Genomic DNA, 18,783 nt, shown 5'->3' on the forward strand with positions numbered 1-18,783 from the left:
AGAGGCGAATAGAGAACGCGTCAAAGAGTCGCCGAACAGTTATGTAACGCGGCAGGACGTGAAGTGATTTTCGCCACGGTCTATTGAGGGGGATCGCTCGATGGTTGGCCGGCGCGCCCGGCGCGCCGCACCCTCTCGGGCCGGATTCTGGTCCCACCCGGTCCATGTTCGCCCTCTTCAGTGGACCCGCGCCGCTGCGCCGTAAACGCCCGGCGGAACGCCACCCATACCGGCACACCTATGAACGGCGAACGTCCGGCAGCGGCAACCACAGCGCCCGCAATGCCTATAGCCGACCGGTCGCCATCCATGGAACGGAGGCGGATGGCGGAACCCGGAACGGTTCCCGGAAAGAGTCTTGAACAGCGGGGTTGACAATTATCCGGTGCAGAGGGTCCATGGACGTGGGCACCGAAGCAACGGCCCCAGCGGAACCGCAAACAATCGCGCTAAGCGCAATGCCGAATCCGCTGCCACCCCTTTTCCGTGGAGGTAATTGTCATGACCGCAAACGCCAACCTGACCGCCGGTACCGACGAGGCCCGCGCTGTCGTCGCCGAGGCGCTGGGTCGCCATCCCGGCCTGACCGCCCGCAAGTTGGCCGGACAGGAGAACCTGTCCCTGCCGGTCGTCACCGAGGCGCTCAAGCACATGGAAGAGGCCGGGACCGCCACCCGCACCCCCGGCCCGACCAACGGAAACCGCAAGAGCGCCGACCTGTGGGAGCCCGTTACCCCGACCGGCGGCACCACCGACACGACGCCGGACACGGCCGACCAGCCGACCCCGGCCGACGAGCCGACCTCAGCCGACGACGACACCACCGGCGACGTGACGGCGGACGAGCCGACGACCACCGAGGACACCCCGGCCACCGCCGACGCGACGCCGGACACGGCCGACGAGCCGGCCCCGGCCGACGACAAGGCGACGCCGGGCGAGCCGGCGCTGCCCGAGGCTCCGGTGTCCGGGGTGCCCGTATCCGGGGTGCCGGTGTCGGGTGCGCCGGTCGGGCCGCGTCAGCCTGACCTCAAGGTGTTGATCATGGCGGGGGTGTTGGGTGGGCACCCGGACGGGATCACCGCTGACGAGGCGATCAACGAGAGCGGCCTGTCGGTCGCGATGGGGGACACGGTCCTCGCCGCGATGGAGGTTACCGGTGCCGCGCGTCGCCTGCCGGTCGGTGAGGACGGCGACGAGCTGTGGACCATCGGTGACGGTGACCTCGCGGCGGTGGACCCGGCCAACGCCCCGACGCACACCACCTGCCCGACGTGCGGGCACACCCGCAAGATCCGCCGCCCCTCGGTCCGGCGGGCCACCGGCACCGGCCGCACCACCGGTGAGATCAACAGCGACGGGTCGGCGAAGTTGGGCAAGAACGAGTTGCGCAACCGGGTCGAGGCGTTCATGCGCGACCTCGGCCCCGGCCACGACGTGACCCCCGGCACCGTCGCCCGTGAGATCGGCGGACGCAGCCCCGGCGCGGTCGGCAACGGCATGCGGAAGATGGCCACGGCCGGGGTGCTGGTGCTGACCCGTGAGGCCCCGGAAACCTACGCCCTCGCCGACGACGCGCCCGCCCCGACCGCCGAGGTGCGCGCGTTCCTCGCCCGGCCCCAGACCCCCGCCGCGCCCACCAATGACGACACCGCCACCGGCGACGAGGCCCGCACCGACGAGGCCGCCGCCGTCCCGGTCGCGGCCTGACCGATCACCTCGCCGGGGCCGGGCACCACGCCCGGCCCCGGCATTCGCGCGCCCCCAACAACCGGAAGGGACGACGACCGATGACCACCCCACACCCCCACCCCGACCACAGGCAGACAACCGACCCGGGGTCGCTGCGCTGCCCGGAATGCGAGCAACTGGCCCGGCTGGTGCCGCCGCGCGACTGGCCCCTCAACGGGTTCGCGGCACGTTCCGGCGCGTCACACACCGACGGCACGCCACTGTGCCCGGTCCACGGCCCGAACGGCTCACAACCGGCCGACCCGGTGGGCGCACCGGCCCGGCTGACCCTGTGGCAAGCCGTCCGGCAGACGTGGCTCGCTCACCCTGATTGGACCGTCACCGATCACCTCGCGTGGCTCGACGGCGAGGGCTACGACACCGACACCCCGGACGGCGACCCAGCCGACCTCATCGGCTGGTGGCCTGCCGCGCACCGGAGCGCCGCGTCGCTGTCCTGGCCGCCCGATCACGGCCGGGTCTACGCGATCCTCGGCGCTGACCTCCTGATCGTGTTCGACGACGCGGACAGCGCCGGTGACGTCCTGACGATGCTGCGGGTTGCGCAGGTGCCGGCCGACGTGCACGTGTTCAACGCGGCCGGTTGGGACGAGGTGGCCCGTCTCGTGCGCGCGGTCAACCCGGGCCTCGTCATCCGCGACAGCCGCCCCGGACCGGTAGGCGGCCGATCATGACGTACCCGTCCGGCGAGGTGCCAGAATTGCCGCCCGCGCTGGCCGCGCGTCCCCGCGACGCGCGGCGCGCGGCGCGGCCTACCCATCCCACCGGTCAACATCCACCCCAACCCGACCGGCGACGGGTCGCACGTGGACTTCACCACGATCAACACCACCACCTCAACCCGCCTCGCCGTCGAGCGCCGGTGCTCGCTGTGCGGTGAGCCGATGGGCTATTGGGTTGCGTTACTCGGCGGACCCCGCGCGGCCGAGTTGATGCGCTATGCCGACCCGCCGGGGCATCCCGAGTGCATGACCGCCGCGCTGTCGCTGTGCCCGCACATCGCGCTCGGGCGGCACCGCCGCGCCCGCGCCGACCGTCCCGGGGCGGGCATCATCCCGCCGGGGTCGCACGGCGACAAACCCGACCGGTACCTGTTGGGCATCACGCGTGACTACCGGACCCGGTTCATTCCCGAACACGGGTTCACCGTGTACCTACCGGCCCCGTTCAAAACGGTTCACGTGTACCTGTACGGCCCGGACGGGCGGCTATACCCGGCCACCAACACCCGGTAGGCCACGGCCGGCAGCGGGCGTCAAATTCGCCGCAGAAACCTCGATCGACTCCAACCGATCGTCTTGATCCACCGATAGAGGTAGGAAACATTGTTAGTGACGGCGCGGCCGGGGTTGCAATCCCCGGCCCGCCGCCCGCCAACACACAACCTGGAAGGGGTGCCACCGTGGCACACGAACTGGAAACGCTCGCGAATGGGCAGACGGCCTTCGCCTCCGCGCGGTTGACCGCGTGGCATCAGCTCGGCACTGTGGCCGACGAGTGCATGACCGCCGAGGAGGTTATGAGCAAGGCGTGGCTCGGCGGGTGGGAGGTCCGCAAGATCGCCCTTCAGGGCATCGAGGTCACCGAGCGCGGGGTGACGAAGGTCGACTGCACCGACAAGTACATGACCGTCCGCACCAACCCGGCCACGGGCGAGACCGAGTACCTCGGCGTGGTCGGTGAGGACTACAGCGTGGTGCAGAACGAGCAGGTCGCCGAGACCCTCAACCTCTTGGTCGACGCCTCCGGCGCGCACTTCGAGACCGCCGGCTCGATGCGCAAGGGACGCTCGGTGTTCGTCACCATGAAGCTGCCCACCGCGATGCAGATCGCCGGTGTGGACGACATGGACCTATACCTCGCGGCCACCACCTCCCACGACGGCACGGCCGCCCTGCGCCTCGATGCGACCCCCGTGCGGATCGTCTGTAAGAACACGCAGAACCTGGCCTTCGCCCGGTCGGTCAGCTCGTACACGTTCCGGCACACCTCGAACGTCTCCAGCAAGATCGCCGAGGCGCGGCAGGCCCTCGGCCTGATGTGGAAGGCGTTCGGCGACTTCGAGACCGAAGCCGAGAAAATGATCAACGAGTCGTTGACCATGGGTGAGTTCGAGAAGGTTGTCGCGCAGGTGTGGCCCGTCGCCGACGACACCTCGGACACCGCGAAGAACAACGCGAAGCAGCGCACGGCCGCGTTGCGGTACCTGGTCCGGGACGCGGACACGCAGAAGGCGATCAAGGGCACCCGGTGGGCCGGATACCAGGCCATCACCGAGTACGTGGACCACTTCGCCCCCGCCAAGACCGACCTCGCCCGCGCCACGCGGGCGCTGACCGGTGCCGGTGCGGACCTCAAGGCCCGCGCGTTCGAGCTGCTGGCGGTCTGACGTGGCCCGGCACGGGGGCCGGGCCACCACGCCCGGCCCCGGTACCGGCGAGCACCCCGCCACCGGTACCGCGTCCGTTCCCACGCCTGCAGCCGAGCCCATGCTCGCGCCGGAGCCCACCGCCGCCACCATGATCGGACTGGCCAACCGGGTGAGTGCCCACCACGCGGCGGCTGAGGTCGCCCGCGCGATGGCAGAACACTCAACCAGCGAAGCCGAACACGCCCACCTCATCGCCCGCGCCGAGCACTGGGAAGCCCTCGTCAACGAGCAGTGGAACGCACTCTGCTCAGCGATCTGGGCGACCGCACCCGGCGGGGCGACGGTCGAGCGATTCCTGCCGGTCCGGCCGCTGACCAACGGCCACGTCGAGCTGCACACCTACAGCACCGAAGGCCGCCGACTCGTCGTGCTGCTCACCGGCGCGCAGGCCCTCGCCGTCGGCGCGCACCTGACCGCGTACGGGGCGCTCAGCCTCGACCGCAGCGGCCAGAAACTCGACCCCGGCCTACCCCACGTCAAGGCCGCACCGCCCTTCGACGCGGACGGGACCGCCGGTGCACCGGCCAACCCGGACGGTGCCGCCGGGCCACCGCCCGCCCATCCCTGACCGCCCGTGACGTGCCGCGCGGCCACGGTCGCACCCCGGGCCGCGCGGCACACCCGGCGACATCACCCCTCGAACTCACCACGGAGTTTCCGCATGACCGCAGAACGATTGTTCAACCTTGCCGCCGAATTCGCCGAGGCGACCGGCAACGCCGAACGTTTCCACGCCCGCGCGGCCAGCGCCACCGGCGACGACCGCACCGCTCTCACCGTGAAGGCGTCCAGCTGGAAGGGCATCGCCGCCCAACGACGCGAAGCGTTGCGCACCGGATTGAACGAGGCACTGCCCGGGACCGTCACGGCCACGCCAGACGAGGAGCTGCCCGTCGCCATCTGGCAACGACGTCACGTCGAGGTCCGCGCCATCACCCTCAACGCCGCCCGAGTGCGGGTGCGCTACAGCCCCGCACAGGCGGTCGCCCTCGGCACCGCCCTCATCGCCTTCGCAACCCTGACCGACCAACGAGGCGGCGGCACCCTCGGCGACATCCTCGCCACCTTCCCACCCACCACGAACGCCGGCAACGAACCTCGCGACGAGGACGGGACACGGGCATGACGACCTGGATCGACCCCTCGGAGAACACCGACGGCATCGGCGACGGGCAACGCACGGTCAGCACCGAGCAGCTCGCTGGGGCGCTCGCCCTACTCGGCTCGATCGACCCTGTCTGCGCCGACGTGCTCGCCCGTCTCAACCTGCGGGTCTACCCCGGCGAGCCCGGCGACCAGACCGCATACGTGGTGCTCGACGTGCACGGCGTCTCCATAGGCGTCAAACGCCGCGCCGACGGCCTGTACCTGCACGCCGACACCACCGAGACCGACGACCGGCTCATCGCCTTCGAGGTCAACGGCTACGGCGAGACCGACCACCTGACCAACCCCTCCTTGTGAACGGAGCACCGATGTACCGGTCCCTGGACGTCGGCGACACCGCCCGCGTCGTCACCCCGTCCGATGCCACCGAACACCGCCTCGGCACCGTCACCGACGTCACCTACTCGACCCCGCACACCACCCACGCGCGCCGCTACACCCTGCGCTTCCCCAACGGCACCGAGCGCACCTACCCCGCCGACCGCGTTGCTCGGCGTACTCGCGCCGACGACCACGCCGCCCTGGAGGCCGCCTTCACCCAGGCGAGCGTGGCTCTGCACGACGCCTGCCGCATCGCCCACGACTACGACCCCGACCTCAGCACCGGTACCGCGAGCCTGCTCCGGCGGCTGGTCGACCTCACCCGGCTGCGCCTCGGACTGACCCTCAACCCCGCCTCCCCGCACAACCGGCACCAGACCGGAGGCGAACAGTGAGGCCGCACCTTCCAACGCCCGACGGGGCCGGCGTTCCCGCCGAGCTGAGAGCGCTCGGCTCGACCTCGGCGCCGATCCCGGAGTCGCTGTACTGCCGACGCTGCCGACGAGGCGTCAACATCCGCGTCAGCGACCTCGGCGTCGTGAAGTACCTGCACGCGGCCGAGCAGCGCGGCCACAGGAACCAGGACCACGACCCCGAGCCGGTGCCGGTCACCGAGATCTCCGACCCGATCATCGAGTGCGACTTCTGCTCCGCGCCCGACGCCGCCTGGATTTACCGGTGCGCCAACCAGTTCAGCGCGCACCGCCGAGTCACCACACGAGTCGTCGGCGTCACCGACTACCGGTCTCGCCACGGCGCGGCGCGGGCGCACCGCACCGACACCGAGCACGCCTTCACCCAGGCATGGGGAGAACGGTGGTCGGCCTGCAGCGGCTGCGCCGACCTCATCGAGGCCCGCGACCTCTACGGGCTGATCCGCCGCGTGACCGACGCGCTGCCCGCCAAATTCACACGAGGCAAACACCTCGCGCGAACCCGCGGCGAGCTGCACAACACCTACTCCGAGGTGTTCGACACCCTCACCCCGCACCGAGGCCGGATCGCACCCGGCCACCCCCTCGGCATCTGGCCCGACACGGAGACGACCTCATGACCGACACCACACGGCGCGAGCGGCCGACGTTCACCCACGCGAAGGCCCGACGCCGCCTCGGCGCAGTGTGCTCAGCCGACGACGGGCCGCTGACCCGCATCACCGACGACCCGCACCTCGTCACCTGCCCGGACTGCGAAGGACTGGTCGAGTTCGACGCGCTACCCGACGACGCCACCGCAGGCGATCCGCGCGTCATCGAGGTACTACGCGAGGTCACACGCGGCAACTGCCGCAAGATCGACGGGGTGATGGTGGACATGACCACCGCCGCCGCGATCCTGACCGTCCACGACGCACTGAAACCCGCCACGCGGGCGAAACTGGCAGCGCTGCGCATCGACCGGATGGCGCAGGTGGCGTGGCGGCTGCTGCGCCCGCACGTGTAGGCCGGGGTGGGTCGGTGGCCGGCGGGCACACCCGAGGGTGCGTGCAATTCCCGACCGGCCACCTCGCCCACTCCGGGCCGCCTGCGGACACACGGCCGCTTCTACCCGAGCCGGGGCGTGCCGCCGATCCTACGGCGAGCCGTAGCCGCCTCTACGGCACGGCGCCGGCAGCGAGCCACCACCGGAGGGAGGATGGGGGCGTGGCACGACGCATGATCGGCGGACGGATCGCCCTCGACCGGGCCGGAGTCGCCGCGTTCACCGGTGCGGCCTACTCCACGGTCAACCACTGGCACCGCCACCGCGCCCGGTTCGACTTCCCCGATAGCTTCCAACACGACGGCCGCGAGTGGTTCTGGCTTGACGACATCAAGGCATTCCACGTCGCGCACCAGGCCGCGAAGCGCGCCGAGTTGACGAAGGTCGACCGCCGCGGCGACTCCGAAGACCTCATCGGCTCGGGCGCGGCGGCGAGGGTCCTCGGATACGGCTCGTATCGCAACCTGCCCGACACCCTGTACGACCACCCCGACCGAGTCGAGATGCTGCCGGACGGGCGGCTGCGCCGACTGTGGTTCCGGCGCACCGTGTGGGCCGTGGCCGACGCCCGTACAGGCCGACAGTCCACCGGCCGCACGCCCGGCACGACCGGTGCCCGCAAACCACACCCATACGCCGACGACCCTCGATTCCCGGCCGCCGTCGCGCTGCTGGCGGAGGCCGACCGCACCGGGCTTGACCAGCGTGGACTCGGCGTGACGCTGGCGCGGAAGCTCGGCATCACCCAGCGCACCGCACAACGATTGCTTGCCGCTGCCTGTGAGGTGAGCGGCGCCCTTCCCGAGTAGGCGGCCTGGCTTGATTTGTGGGAATAGCAGCCAGAGGCTTAGAGGCTGATCGGTGGCTATTGTGGGATTGGTGGGTGGACTTGCTCGATCGGTCAATGCGCAGGGCTGTGAATGCGCGGACGGAGCCTGTACGCCCTCGGAGGTTTGAGCAGAAGATGATGGGAGCGTCGTGGATCCACTTATTAGGGGCCTCTTCAAGGAATTCAGGGAGACCCAGGAACTCCTCGGCATGGCGGAGTCGGACGCTTTTGAGCTGTTTGTCGCAACCTTACTGCTCCGTGATGACGTGTTGGATCAAGTGGACATGACGGATCTCTTGTTGGACCCGGCCACCATCGGCATCGACTTGGCGATCCTTGAGGTCAACGGTGAACTCGTAACCCAGCGTAGCGAAGTGTCGGGTGTATGCGAAAACAAGAGAAGCCTCGAAGTTGTGCTCACGTTGATGCAGGTCAAGGCGTCAACGAGTATTAGCAGTTCGGAGATCTTGAACTTTGGGGATGCGACAAAGAAGGTTCTTTCAAATACAGTTCCTTCGCAGCATCCGAAGCTTGCAGCCGTCTCCGACGCACTGTTCGGAATATTTGATGACTATGCATCAAAACTGAAGGGGCGGCCTCGCGTAAACTTGGCGTTCGTCAGCACGGCCAACGATGCTTCGCTCGCGGATGGGAACGTACTCGACAGGGCGGCGACGGTCCAGCGGGAAGTGCAGGCTCTTAGTTACGTTGGCGAGTTGGCGTTTGAACTTTACGGGGCGACCCGCATTTATGAGGCGTCGAGGAAAAAGACTCAGGCTAACGAGACGGACATCGTGCTCGAAAAAGCCGTCAACTTGCCCGGGATGCCTGGCATTAATCAGGCTATCCTCGGCGTTGTTTCCGTTCGAGAGCTTCTCAAGCTTATTCAGACTGAGGATGGGACTCTGAATGAGAGAGTGTTCTACGACAACGTGCGAGGCTTCAAGGGTGAGGAAAACGACGTAAATCAGCAGATAATCGAGACTCTGGGATCGCCGCAGCGTGCACTGCTGCCCGTCTTGAACAACGGTGTCACGGTGGTTGCTCGGTCGTATGCGCCCAAACCCGGCGACGCCGTCTCTTTGACTGGTTACCAGGTTGTCAACGGGTGCCAGACGAGCCACTGTATTTACTTGGCGCAGGAGTCACTTGGCGACGCTGCGGACTCTGTTTACGTGCCCATTCGGCTCGTAGTCACGGATGACGAAGATGTGGCGACACGAATCATTCGCGCAACAAACTCGCAGACCGCTGTCAATGACAGCGACTTGGTCGCCCTTACCAAGTTCCAGAAGCGCCTTGAGGACTTCTATTTGCAAGACCAGCTCGGGGCTGGTTTGACTTACGAGCGACGAGCTGGGCAGTTCTACTACCGTGATGTCACGCGTACGCGCATCGTTACTATTAGTGAGCAGATGCGAGCCGTCGCGGCGACGTTCCTTGACCTACCGCATCTTGCTGCTCGATATCCCCAGCATCTTTACGCAGAGGTCGGGGACTCGATCTTTGACGACGACCACCGCCTTGCCCCGTACGTTGCCTCGGCTTTTGCCGCATATCGACTAGAAACGGCTTTTCGTACAAGTCTAGAGGCTGAATACAAGCCTATCCGCTACCACATACTGATGGCCTATAAATATGAGTTGTTTGACGGGCGATCCGCGCGGCTGAATGAGCGTTCTGTCGATCAACGAAGTCAGCAGATGGTTGATTTGCTGCGTCAGGCCGACTACGTGTCGGCCTTCAGGGCAACCGCGCAAAGGATCGTTGAGGTGGCAGGTGGACAACTGCCGACCGCGGACCGGCTGAAGCGCCCACCCTTCACGCAGGAATTGATTAGCCGTCTTATCCGGGGGTAGGAGCAAGGCGAGGGCGAGCCCGGCAGCCGAAGCACCGACAGGTGCCGCCGCGTCCGCGATGGTGGAACCGACGGCACCCGTCTGCGGGCTGTCTCAGTCCTCGTCGTCGTCCGTAACGGCCCGAGGCGTCGGAACCTCGATCAGGTAGCGCAGCGCGCCGTTGATGTCGGTGTCTCGGCTGTCGGCGGTGCGCTTGAGCACGTCGTACACGTCGTCAGCAACCTCGATCGTGTGGAGGCCGGGCGTTGTGTCGGTCATGTGTGGTCCCTTCTGGCAGCGTGCGGCGTGGTGCCCGTTCGGGCAGCCGTGCCTATCCACGCTGACCTCGACGGTGCGATCAAGACCGCCGCCGGTCCCAGGCCAGGGCTACGACTGACGGCTCTGTTCGAGGGTGGAGCGTTGCCGTTCGCGTTTGATGTGTGTCACTGGGGGCGTCGCCTCGAATGGCGGCGTCGGCGGCGCGGAGCAGGGCGGCGGCGAGGCTGCGAGCGTGCTCCGGGTTGAGGCTTAGTTGTAGGCCGTCCTCGGCCGGAACGCTGAACTCGGCGTAGGGGCGTTCCAGGTCGGCGGGATCGGTGCCGATCCAGCTCGGGGCCTTGTCCCAGAACGCGACGCGCACGTGTGCCTCAACCAGGAGGCACGCCTGGTAGTAGACGTGCACGTTGTCCGCCACGCCTCGGTGCAGGAGTGCCCGGGGCGAGAAAGGTCGGCGTCGTCGTGGCGGCACTCCGTACACCAGGGCGGGCAGTGCTGCGGGTGCGGTGGGCGGGCGGCGCTGGCCGCTCGGGCAGGCTCGCTCACCTACGGCCTCCTCGCGCGTTTGATCATGTGTGGTGAGCTGACGATGGCACGTTATACCGATGCGGTGGGGCGAGAGCCGTTGACCGAGCGTGCCTCCTAGCGCAGCGTGGCGAGGAGTTCCGACACGGCGCTGTTGCGGATCGAGTGGCCATTTTGGCGTATGCGGCGTGCGAGGGCATCTCGGCTGACGGTCTAGCCTTCGCGGATCAGCTCGTCGCGGGAGCAACATCTCTATCGTTGGTGGGTGACGTCCTGGAGACGCTACCCACCCAACTCCCATCAGCGGCGCATGACGGCGTACTCGGCGACCAGATATGACCGGTAGGTGATTACTGCGGGGATTGTTACGTTCAACATGCCCGCCCTCTCGGTCAATACCTCCTCGTAGCCGAGCAACTCGCCGGACCCAGGGTCGACGATCACGGTGTACTGGGCGGGCAGGCCGTGGGCGTCGGACGTGATCGAGAACGCCTCGCCGGGTCTCCCGACGCGGTCGGTGACGGTGCCAGTCACCGTGATGCCCGGAAGGTCAGCGAGAAGCTTAAGAGCTGCCGCGCGTTGCGCCGGGTTCAGCAGGCGCACGCCAGCGAGTTCGGCGATAGCTTCCAGGTACTGCACCGGGGCCTCGGGTGCGGACGCGCCCGCGGTGAGCCACCCGCGTAGTGCGGTGGCGTCCGTAGGTACCGCGCCATGCCAGCGGCTGTAGAATTCGCCGGCCGCGTAGTCACGCGTCTCCTCTGACGAGTCGATCCGGCCGCCGCGCTTTTTCCACTCCCGGCGGTCAGCATCGGAGTGGAACGTCGGGGGCAACGCCTTCCTGATCTTCCGGCCGGCGTCGTCGTCGGTCCGCCAGGACCGCCACTGCTCCGGTACGACAGCGGACGTCGTTCGTTCGCCGGTGATTGAGGAGTTCAGGAACCAGTTCGCCGACTCCAGGTGCTCCACCGTGCCGGCCGACCGCTGCAGCGCTGGCTGACCCGCCGCCACCTCCGCCAAGCGCCGCAGCCGGGTCTGGGCCGGCTCCGCGCTCGCTGGCGGGCCATAGAGGAGGATCGCGGGGGTTGCCGCCCACGCCGGCCGCGGCTTCCGAGCCGTCTCCAACGCTACCCCGCCAGCAGCCACCGCCAAGACCACCGCGCCGGCCACCAGGACGAGACGACGTCGCGGCACCGTCCGTCTGGCAGGACCCTCGGCGTGGTCGGATGCAAGAATACGCGCCAGGTCGCGCACGCGACGCTCCTCCTCGGCTCGACTATCCCGCGCGGGATCCAAGCCGCCCAACAGTTGACGCACCTCATCGACGGCGTCCATCTCATCCACTCCAATTCGACATCGACGGAGCAGCCTTCCGCGTCCGCCCCGTCTCGACACCGACCACACCCAACTGCGACCGAAGCCGGCGCCTGGCCCGCATCAACCGCATTGCGAACGTCGCTCGCGAGCAGCCGAGAACGACCGCCGCCTCGGCGGCTGTCAGGCATTCCCAGGCAACCAGGCGAAGAATTTCCCGATCGCCGTCCGGAACCTGATCAAACGCCAACGCGACGACACGCTGGTTGATCACCTCGTCCGCGTGATCCGCAACCACCGATTGATCCGGCTCCGCCGCAATGCGCAACGTCAGCTCACGCCACCGTCGACGGCCCCTGGCCTCGTTGGTCAGCACCAGCCGGGCCACTCCGTACAACCACGGTAGGGCGGACTCCGCCGGAACATCACGCAGGCGACGCCACGCGACGAGGAAGACCTCGGCAACCACGTCGCCGACATCAGACCTGACGACCCGCCGAGCCACATACCGCCACACGTCACCGTGGTGACGCTCGTACAACTCGGTAAACCGATTCTCGCTGGCGACCATGACACCTCCTAATGTGCCTATGTCCGGCACCAGCCGTGACATCACAACGAGCAACGGAAGAATTACCCAAGGGTGTCGAGGTCGTTGATCGCGGTGGTGACTCGCCTGAAAGATCCTCAACGTCGAGCAGCCCTCAGCCTGCGTCGCCTGGGCTGTTAAACGTTGGGAGCCAATGGTGGCGCTGGAGCGGTCAACGAGGATGCGCTCTCAAGGGCCTGTGCGGGAGTCACAGGCCCGCCAAGCATTCAGATTTCCCAGGTGACTGGCTGCCAGAGGCCGCCGGGAAACCGCTCGTGCGGGTAGGTCGCGCTCCACGATGTGCCGGGGCGGTCGCACTACCGGCTAGACCCGCACGGTGGGCCGCGAACCGTTGACCGATCGCGTCTCCCGACGCAGCGCGGCGAGCAGCTCGGATACGCCGCTGTTGCGGATGGAGTGGCCGTTGCGGCGGAGCCGCCGGGCGAGTGCGTCGCGGCTGACTGTCTGGCCCTCGCGGGTCAGCTCGTCGCGGGCGTTGCGGGCGGCAGGCAGCAGCGGCACCAGGTCCGGGGCGAGATCTTCGTCGTCGTCATCGGGATCGTCGTCATCGTGCGGCTCATCGTCGGAGTCGTGGTTGCCGCTGTCGTCATCCGACTGGTTGTCGCCCGCCGGATGCTCGGCGGCGTCGTAGCCCTCATCGGGCCTCGGCGCGCCGGCGTCGCCGGGCGGGCGCTTGGGCAACGGACTCGATACTGCCGGCGCGGCAAATTGGGTGTCCGCAATCAACTCCACCGGTGCCGGTGCCGATGGGGATTGGTCTTGGAGTTCACGAAGACGGGCGGCGAGTTCGAGGAGTGAGACCGACGCGACGATGATCAGTCCGTCCACCGACACCGGCAGGAGGTACGGCACCGTGCCGGTCTCCCCGTATCGCGCCACGACTCCGACCATGTGGTGATAGCTGATCCACGCGGCGATAGCGGCGATGGCCGAGGCAGCGATGACCCGAATGACGCCGAGTGTGCGCCGGTGTACGGGTACGCGGGTGACCAGCTCAACGGTGATCAGCAAGGCTAGGGGCGGCCATGCCGCGATGGCTTGGGAGATCGGGTTGGCTTGGGCGTGCAGGATGTTGGCGGTGACCGAGGCGGCCACGCCGAGTAACAGCGTCGCCCGCACGGCCCACTGCATACGCCGGAGCTGCGTCTGGGTCATGGTCGTGCTCCGCTGATAGGGGCGGCGGGTCGGAGTTGGCGTTCTGCGACGCGGCGGGTGGCCTGGGACGGTTCGGCGTCGCCGAGGTCCGCGAGGCGTTCCTCCAGCCGGCGTAGCGTGCGCCGCACGGCGTCAGGCCGTTGCTGCCTGCCGTGGATGCGCATGATCCGCTGGTGCAGCTCCTCGTTGACCGGGTCGAGTTCGGCGGCGTGTTCGAGGGCGGCGATGGCCTGGTTGGGGTGGTCGGGTTCGAGGATCTCGGCGATCCGGGCGTAGGCGGTGAGGATCTGATGCCGGTAGCTGGTGGCGTAGTCGGTGGCCCAGGTGTGGTCATGGCCTTCGGCGAAGTCACCCCCGTACAGCTCGGTTGCCCGGCGTAGCGCGGCGAGCATCGCCGCTTCGTCGTCGGTGGCGGTGGCCCGTTCGATGGCGGTGAGCATCTGCCAGACGTCCACGGTGACGGTCTTGGGGTCGAGCTGGTACCGGCTGGTGGCCGGGTCGTAGACGATGAACATGGGCTCCTCGTGGCCGGTGGCGGAGCGCAGCACCCGCCGGGCGGAGGTGATATCGGTTCGGACGCGTTTGACGGCGGCGGCCGGGTCGACGTCGGGGTGCAGGTCGGCGGCGAGCTGATCGAGGGTGCGGCCAGCGGGGTGGGCGGCGAGGACGGCGAGCGCGGTGTAGGAGCCGCTGCGCATTCCGGTGGTGATCGGACCGGCGTCGGTGGTGACGGTGACCGGACCGAGCACGCGGAGTCGGACCAGGGCCGCCGCGTCCTCGGGCTGGACCGGTACCGGCTCGTTCGTCTCAACGGTCACCGCGGCCGGCGAGATATCGGCGGGCGGGTCGTCGACGTCAGCCCCGGCCTCGGGACGGGCTATAGCGTCGCTGAGCATGGAGAGGATGGCGGCGAGGTCATCCGCGCCGAGGGTGGACATCCGGGTCACCGGGTGCGGTTCGTCGCCAGTGGCGGTGCCCTCGGCGCTGATCTTGACGGTGGGGATGCCGTCGTGCGGGCCGACGATGACGGGATGCAGGTCCAGGGCGGCGCGGTGGGCGGCGACGGCCTGGAGGCGGGCGGCGTGCCGGGGTCTGGACTCGATGAGCAGCACGTACGGCGGTTGCGTCTCGGCATGGTCGGTGCGGGCGTTCAGGTCGGTGATCGTCTCGGCGTCGAAGGTGTCCAGCAGCCGGCGTCGGCCGATCATTTCCTCCTCGGCGTGGGTGACCGCCGCAGCGACGTCGGCGAGCACGATGAGGCGTTCTCCGTCGTAGGCGGTGCCGTCGGGGTCCAGCCCCACCAGCGGGGCACCCGAGGGCAGAAGTCGGGCGAGTAGTTCTGCCGTGGTGACGACTACCGGGCGGGCGGTGGCGCTGTCAGTGACGCCCGTGGTCAGGACAGCGGCGAGGACGGCGCGGGCTGCCGGGATGGATTCGTCTCCCTTCAGGGCAAGGCCAGGACCGGGCAAATGGAACAGGCTCACCTCATTGCCCTCCAGGTCGACGCCGACCGGAGCTGGCCCGACGGGGCTGGCCCGGCGGTGGTCACCGACGGCGGTGCTGAGATCGCGGCTGCCGATGGTTTCGACGTGAGTGAGAGACGGCGGCATCGGAGTGGGCTGCGGACCCGGGCTGACCGGTGCCGGGAAGATCAGCCGGGCGTGGCGGCGTCGGTGGAGACGGAGCAGGGCGGCCACGGCGGCGACGGCGGCGGCCAAGCCGAGGCTGATCCAGCCCTGCGTCGGAAGTGCGACCCCAGCCTCGTCGCCTGGCTGATCGGGGGGCGATTCGGAGGCGGACGCCGCGCCGTCGGCGGGGACGCTCGGCGTGGCCGGCGCGGGGGTGGGCGGCCTCGGCGTACTCGTTGTCTTGTTGTCGGGGACCGGTATGGCGCTGGCTGGTGGTGCCTGCGGCGGTGCGGTGGGCGCGGTGTCGGTTGTCCCGGGTGCCGTGACGTCAGGGCTGCCAGGGGTGGGCGCGGTGGGATCAGGTGGGGCAGGTGCTGGCCTGGTTTCACGGGCGGGGAGCGCGAGTGTCCACCCGACGTGGATCTCGTCGGGGTCGGTGAGGGCGTAGCCGTTGGCCTGTTTGTGCCCCCGGTTGAGTGTGTAGATCTCTTGCCAGCGTTTTGGGTCACCGAGATGCTTCGCGGCGAGATCCCACAGGGTGTCTGCGGCGACGACTCGGCACGTCTCACCCGGGGTGGAACGAGCCAGGTTGACATCCGCATCCTGGCGAAGGGTCGGCGGCGCGGCGGATCGGACGGAGACGGTCAGCGCCGGCAGCGTTCCCAGAGTTTCCCCGTGCGGCAATCGTGATGCGGGAGCCGGCGGGGCATCCAGGGCGTCGGGAGTAGGTCGCCCCTCGCCTACCGACGGTGGGGCCTCTGGTGATGGCTCGGCGTCCATCGCGGTGGTGTTGTCGGCGGCAGCGGGCAAAGCGGCCGCGGTGGTGACGGCAGTGCTGCCCAGCAGAACCGCCGTGAGCGTTTGTAGTGGCCGGGGTAAGTGCAGCACGACGTGCCAGCGCAGGCGATCGGCGAGGTACTGGTGGGTGTGTTCCGCGATAGCAACGGCAAGGAGCAGCCACAGCAGCCAGGCCCCGACTTGCCCCAGCAAGGCGAGGAAATCGGCGCTCAGTGGCTGGTTCAGCCACACGCGCAACTGGTCCGCCGACACCATCCCGGGGCTGAGCCAGCCGGCCCGGTAGAGCAGCACCGGTGGTGCCAGCGCGAGCACGAAGGTACCGGCGCGTACGAGCATTGCTGAGGTTCGTCTCGCCATGGCGTGTCTCCCTCCCGAGGTGCGCAAGGGGCGGTGAGACCGACCGTAGGAGCTGGATGGGCTGCTGATACCGATGCCGGTGCTAACAGCACCTCACACGGCCTTACGCGGCCTTACACCCGCAGGTCACGGCCTTGCCGTACCTCCGTGCCTCGCGACGTGGGGGAGTGAGGCGACGATGCGGATTCGTTGCTGCTTCCAACTCTCTTCACAAACACGCTCTTCGATGGACATGATCGCTGTAGACGATTGCCGTCTACCCGATGTCGAGGAGGCCGCTATGCGGATACGACTCTCTGCCCGCTTCCCCCGCGCTGTGCATGCCGTCGCGGTTGCCACCACCGCCGTAGTCGTCGCGAGCGCTGGCCTGTTGGGCGTCAGCGCGCAGCCGGCGTCCGCCACGCCCCCGGGCATCCCATCGAAGGCGACGGCGCAATCGCAGCTCAACGCGTTGACCGTGGCCACAGAAGGCTCGACCAGCGGCTACTCCCGGGACCTGTTCCCGCATTGGATCACGATTAGCGGCAGCTGCAACACCCGGGAGCAGGTCCTCAAGCGTGACGGCACCTCCGTCGTCGTCGACAGCGCCTGCGCGGCCACCTCAGGCCGTTGGTACAGCCCCTACGATGGCGCCACCTGGACCGCGGCCTCCGACGTCGATATCGACCACGTCGTACCCCTCGCCGAGGCATGGCGCTCCGGCGCCAACTCCTGGACGACCAGCCGCCGGCAGAGCTTCGCCAACGACCTCAGCCGCCCGCAGTTGATCGCGGTGACGGACAACGTCAACCAGTCCAAGGGGGACCAGGACCCCTCCACCTGGCAGCCGTCCCTGTCGTCGTACCGGTGCACCTACAGCAAAATGTGGATCACGGTGAAGTACAACTGGAGCCTGAGACTGCAGTCGTCGGAAAAGTCCGCGCTACAGGCCATGCTCAACACCTGCAGCTCCTGACTTGACCCCGGCCAGCGGCGCTATCCGTGGGGAGCCGCCACTGGCCGGGCACCTTCGCAGGCTCGTCACCGCTGGAGCGACTGGTTGCCAAGCCTGGGCGGGGTTCATGCGATCAGGTGTGGGGGTCCGGTTGAAGGCTGCGAACAACCGGCCGGCTGGCCAGCGTTCGAAGAGTGGTTTGACCTATCCACCTCGACGTCGGTCAGGCTTATCTCGCGGGTCCAGTGGATCTTCAAGTTTGCGTCGGTGGCGGGTTCGGCCCCGCGCTGGGGTAGCTGTCCCGACACCACAAATACCTGGTTTCGGTTGGTTGAGCCGGTGCGGATCTTGATCGCCCACGCCGTAACCGGTGATCAGGTGGCACGGTTTGTTCGATAACAGCAGGAACGATCGCGGGAACTTCGGGAGTTAGACAGTGAGCAGCGGGGAAGCCGGTTGGCGTCCGTACCCGGGCGCCTACCGTGCTCCCGAAAATCTTCCCCCGGTCGAGCCTGGTCGTATCGTCGGTCTAGTTGCCAGCTGCGATCTCCGAGGGACGTACCCCGAGGATGCGAGTACCCGGAGCTTCGCGATTAGCGAGATCGCGGTGCTGGAGGACGGTCGGCGCGTGCTCCTGCATGCGGAACGTGGGTTCACTCTCACTGCTAGATCAACCGGCGTCCCGGGTGGTGTCGTTCCGCTCGTCGAGACTCGGGAAAGCATCACCCAATACGTTCTGAACGCCGTGCTCCCTGACGACGCCGAAGAGTCCGCAGAGGATCATCCTTGGTCATGGTTAGCCGGGCTAGCTCGGGCTCGCGGTCTGGGTGCGACCGCGGAAGACCTACGAGGTCTTAGCTATGAGGTGGTCTTCACCGACAGGATGAATCAATGGCTTGCGCCTGCCTGAGCGGCCCTGATCGGACGATCCGGGTTACTGCCGGCTGGCACCGGTCGTGCTACTTGGGCTGTGCGACAGGCTATCGGGGAAGTCGTCGTCGAGCCCATTGTGCGACAGGAGACGCAGGTAGCGGTCGTGCAGTTCGGTGGCCGCCTCGTGGTCACCGCGGGTGGTGAGGGCGCTGTGGGCGCGGGCGTGGAGGTCTGCGTTGTATGGGTCGATGCGGAGGCCCGCCTGCAGCAGGGCAAGGCGGCGCGGCGGATCCGGTTCGGCGTCGGCGAGGGCGGCGCAGGCGTCGATGACATGCCGGCGGGTCGCTTCGCGAATGGGGTCGAGCCATGGCCAGATGCGTCCGGCGGCGAGGTCAGCGGGGTAGGCGTCAACGACGGCTTGCCAGGCAGCGGTGGTGTTGGTGACGGCGCTGGCGGCGTGGTGAATGGCGGCTTGCAGCTGCCACAGGTCGACGTT

General features: G+C 68.1%; 20 protein-coding genes and 1 pseudogene. 13 read left to right on the plus strand and 8 right to left on the minus strand.

Annotated features, from left to right (window positions below; genetic code table 11):
- Positions 1 to 501 precede the first annotated feature (501 nt).
- The 12 genes from AC5L30_RS18075 to AC5L30_RS18130 all read left to right on the plus strand — a co-directional run bounded on the left by AC5L30_RS18075 (position 502) and on the right by AC5L30_RS18130 (position 9,841).
- Complete coding sequence (locus AC5L30_RS18075) at positions 502 to 1,710, plus strand: hypothetical protein (RefSeq protein WP_494868576.1); 1,209 nt, start codon at positions 502 to 504, stop codon at positions 1,708 to 1,710.
- Between the two features lie 80 nt (positions 1,711 to 1,790).
- Positions 1,791 to 2,426 carry a hypothetical protein gene (locus tag AC5L30_RS18080; protein ID WP_494868578.1) on the plus strand — a complete coding sequence of 212 codons (636 nt, stop codon included), beginning with the start codon at positions 1,791 to 1,793 and terminating at the stop codon, positions 2,424 to 2,426.
- A 132-nt stretch (positions 2,427 to 2,558) separates the two neighbouring features.
- Positions 2,559 to 2,987 (plus strand): hypothetical protein, encoded by a 429-nt coding sequence (locus AC5L30_RS18085; protein ID WP_494868579.1) that lies wholly within the window; start codon positions 2,559 to 2,561, stop codon positions 2,985 to 2,987.
- Positions 2,988 to 3,154: 167 nt separating this feature from the next.
- Positions 3,155 to 4,141 (plus strand): DUF932 domain-containing protein, encoded by a 987-nt coding sequence (locus AC5L30_RS18090; RefSeq protein WP_494868580.1) that lies wholly within the window; start codon positions 3,155 to 3,157, stop codon positions 4,139 to 4,141.
- Between the two features lie 100 nt (positions 4,142 to 4,241).
- Entirely contained in the window at positions 4,242 to 4,751 is a 510-nt protein-coding gene (locus AC5L30_RS18095) for a hypothetical protein (RefSeq protein WP_494868581.1), read from the plus strand.
- Positions 4,752 to 4,844: 93 nt separating this feature from the next.
- On the plus strand, positions 4,845 to 5,309 hold the full coding sequence (locus tag AC5L30_RS18100) for a hypothetical protein (RefSeq protein ID WP_494868582.1): 465 nt from the start codon (positions 4,845 to 4,847) through the stop codon (positions 5,307 to 5,309).
- Positions 5,306 to 5,647: a hypothetical protein gene (locus AC5L30_RS18105; RefSeq protein ID WP_494868583.1), complete on the plus strand. Its 342-nt coding sequence runs from the start codon at positions 5,306 to 5,308 to the stop codon at positions 5,645 to 5,647. The genes AC5L30_RS18100 and AC5L30_RS18105 overlap by 4 nt, the downstream gene beginning before the upstream one ends.
- Before the next feature lie 11 nt (positions 5,648 to 5,658).
- Positions 5,659 to 6,066 (plus strand): hypothetical protein, encoded by a 408-nt coding sequence (locus AC5L30_RS18110; RefSeq protein WP_494868584.1) that lies wholly within the window; start codon positions 5,659 to 5,661, stop codon positions 6,064 to 6,066.
- Positions 6,063 to 6,725, plus strand: coding sequence for a hypothetical protein (locus AC5L30_RS18115; protein WP_494868585.1), 663 nt, complete (start codon positions 6,063 to 6,065; stop codon positions 6,723 to 6,725). The genes AC5L30_RS18110 and AC5L30_RS18115 overlap by 4 nt, the downstream gene beginning before the upstream one ends.
- Positions 6,722 to 7,114 carry a hypothetical protein gene (locus AC5L30_RS18120; RefSeq protein ID WP_494868586.1) on the plus strand — a complete coding sequence of 131 codons (393 nt, stop codon included), beginning with the start codon at positions 6,722 to 6,724 and terminating at the stop codon, positions 7,112 to 7,114. Before AC5L30_RS18115 ends, AC5L30_RS18120 begins: the two co-directional genes overlap by 4 nt.
- Before the next feature lie 212 nt (positions 7,115 to 7,326).
- On the plus strand, positions 7,327 to 7,962 hold the full coding sequence (locus tag AC5L30_RS18125; RefSeq protein ID WP_494868604.1) for a hypothetical protein: 636 nt from the start codon (positions 7,327 to 7,329) through the stop codon (positions 7,960 to 7,962).
- Between the two features lie 169 nt (positions 7,963 to 8,131).
- Positions 8,132 to 9,841, plus strand: a complete 1,710-nt coding sequence (locus AC5L30_RS18130) for an AIPR family protein (RefSeq protein WP_494868587.1) — start codon at positions 8,132 to 8,134, stop codon at positions 9,839 to 9,841.
- A gap of 93 nt (positions 9,842 to 9,934) precedes the next feature.
- Here AC5L30_RS18130 and AC5L30_RS18135 read toward each other — a convergent pair whose 3' ends face one another.
- The 7 genes and pseudogenes from AC5L30_RS18135 to AC5L30_RS18165 form a co-directional block, all read right to left on the minus strand.
- The gene (locus tag AC5L30_RS18135; RefSeq protein ID WP_494868588.1) at positions 9,935 to 10,099 is read right to left on the minus strand and encodes a hypothetical protein; all 165 of its coding nucleotides are present in this window, start codon (positions 10,097 to 10,099) and stop codon (positions 9,935 to 9,937) included.
- A gap of 79 nt (positions 10,100 to 10,178) precedes the next feature.
- Entirely contained in the window at positions 10,179 to 10,514 is a 336-nt protein-coding gene (locus AC5L30_RS18140; RefSeq protein ID WP_494868589.1) for a hypothetical protein, read from the minus strand.
- Positions 10,515 to 10,738: 224 nt separating this feature from the next.
- Positions 10,739 to 10,864, minus strand: a pseudogene (locus AC5L30_RS18145) (DUF2637 domain-containing protein); the annotation flags it as partial.
- 57 nt (positions 10,865 to 10,921) lie between these two features.
- Positions 10,922 to 11,953 (minus strand): CU044_5270 family protein, encoded by a 1,032-nt coding sequence (locus AC5L30_RS18150; RefSeq protein ID WP_494868605.1) that lies wholly within the window; start codon positions 11,951 to 11,953, stop codon positions 10,922 to 10,924.
- A gap of 1 nt (position 11,954) precedes the next feature.
- On the minus strand, positions 11,955 to 12,503 hold the full coding sequence (locus AC5L30_RS18155; protein ID WP_494868590.1) for an RNA polymerase sigma factor: 549 nt from the start codon (positions 12,501 to 12,503) through the stop codon (positions 11,955 to 11,957).
- Positions 12,504 to 12,845: 342 nt separating this feature from the next.
- Complete coding sequence (locus AC5L30_RS18160; RefSeq protein WP_494868591.1) at positions 12,846 to 13,697, minus strand: DUF2637 domain-containing protein; 852 nt, start codon at positions 13,695 to 13,697, stop codon at positions 12,846 to 12,848.
- Positions 13,694 to 16,480, minus strand: a complete 2,787-nt coding sequence (locus tag AC5L30_RS18165) for a BTAD domain-containing putative transcriptional regulator (RefSeq protein ID WP_494868592.1) — start codon at positions 16,478 to 16,480, stop codon at positions 13,694 to 13,696. Before AC5L30_RS18165 ends, AC5L30_RS18160 begins: the two co-directional genes overlap by 4 nt.
- 280 nt (positions 16,481 to 16,760) lie before the next feature.
- Here AC5L30_RS18165 and AC5L30_RS18170 point away from each other — a divergent pair, with 280 nt between their 5' ends.
- The gene (locus AC5L30_RS18170; RefSeq protein WP_494868593.1) at positions 16,761 to 17,435 is read left to right on the plus strand and encodes a GmrSD restriction endonuclease domain-containing protein; all 675 of its coding nucleotides are present in this window, start codon (positions 16,761 to 16,763) and stop codon (positions 17,433 to 17,435) included.
- Positions 17,436 to 18,348: 913 nt separating this feature from the next.
- On the opposite strand, the gene AC5L30_RS18175 is transcribed toward AC5L30_RS18170, so the two are convergent.
- Positions 18,349 to 18,783, minus strand: a 435-nt coding sequence (locus tag AC5L30_RS18175; protein ID WP_494868594.1) for a bacterial transcriptional activator domain-containing protein, incomplete at its 5' end; no start/stop codon positions are given.

It is taken from the genome of Micromonospora sp. BQ32, assembly GCF_059358895.1.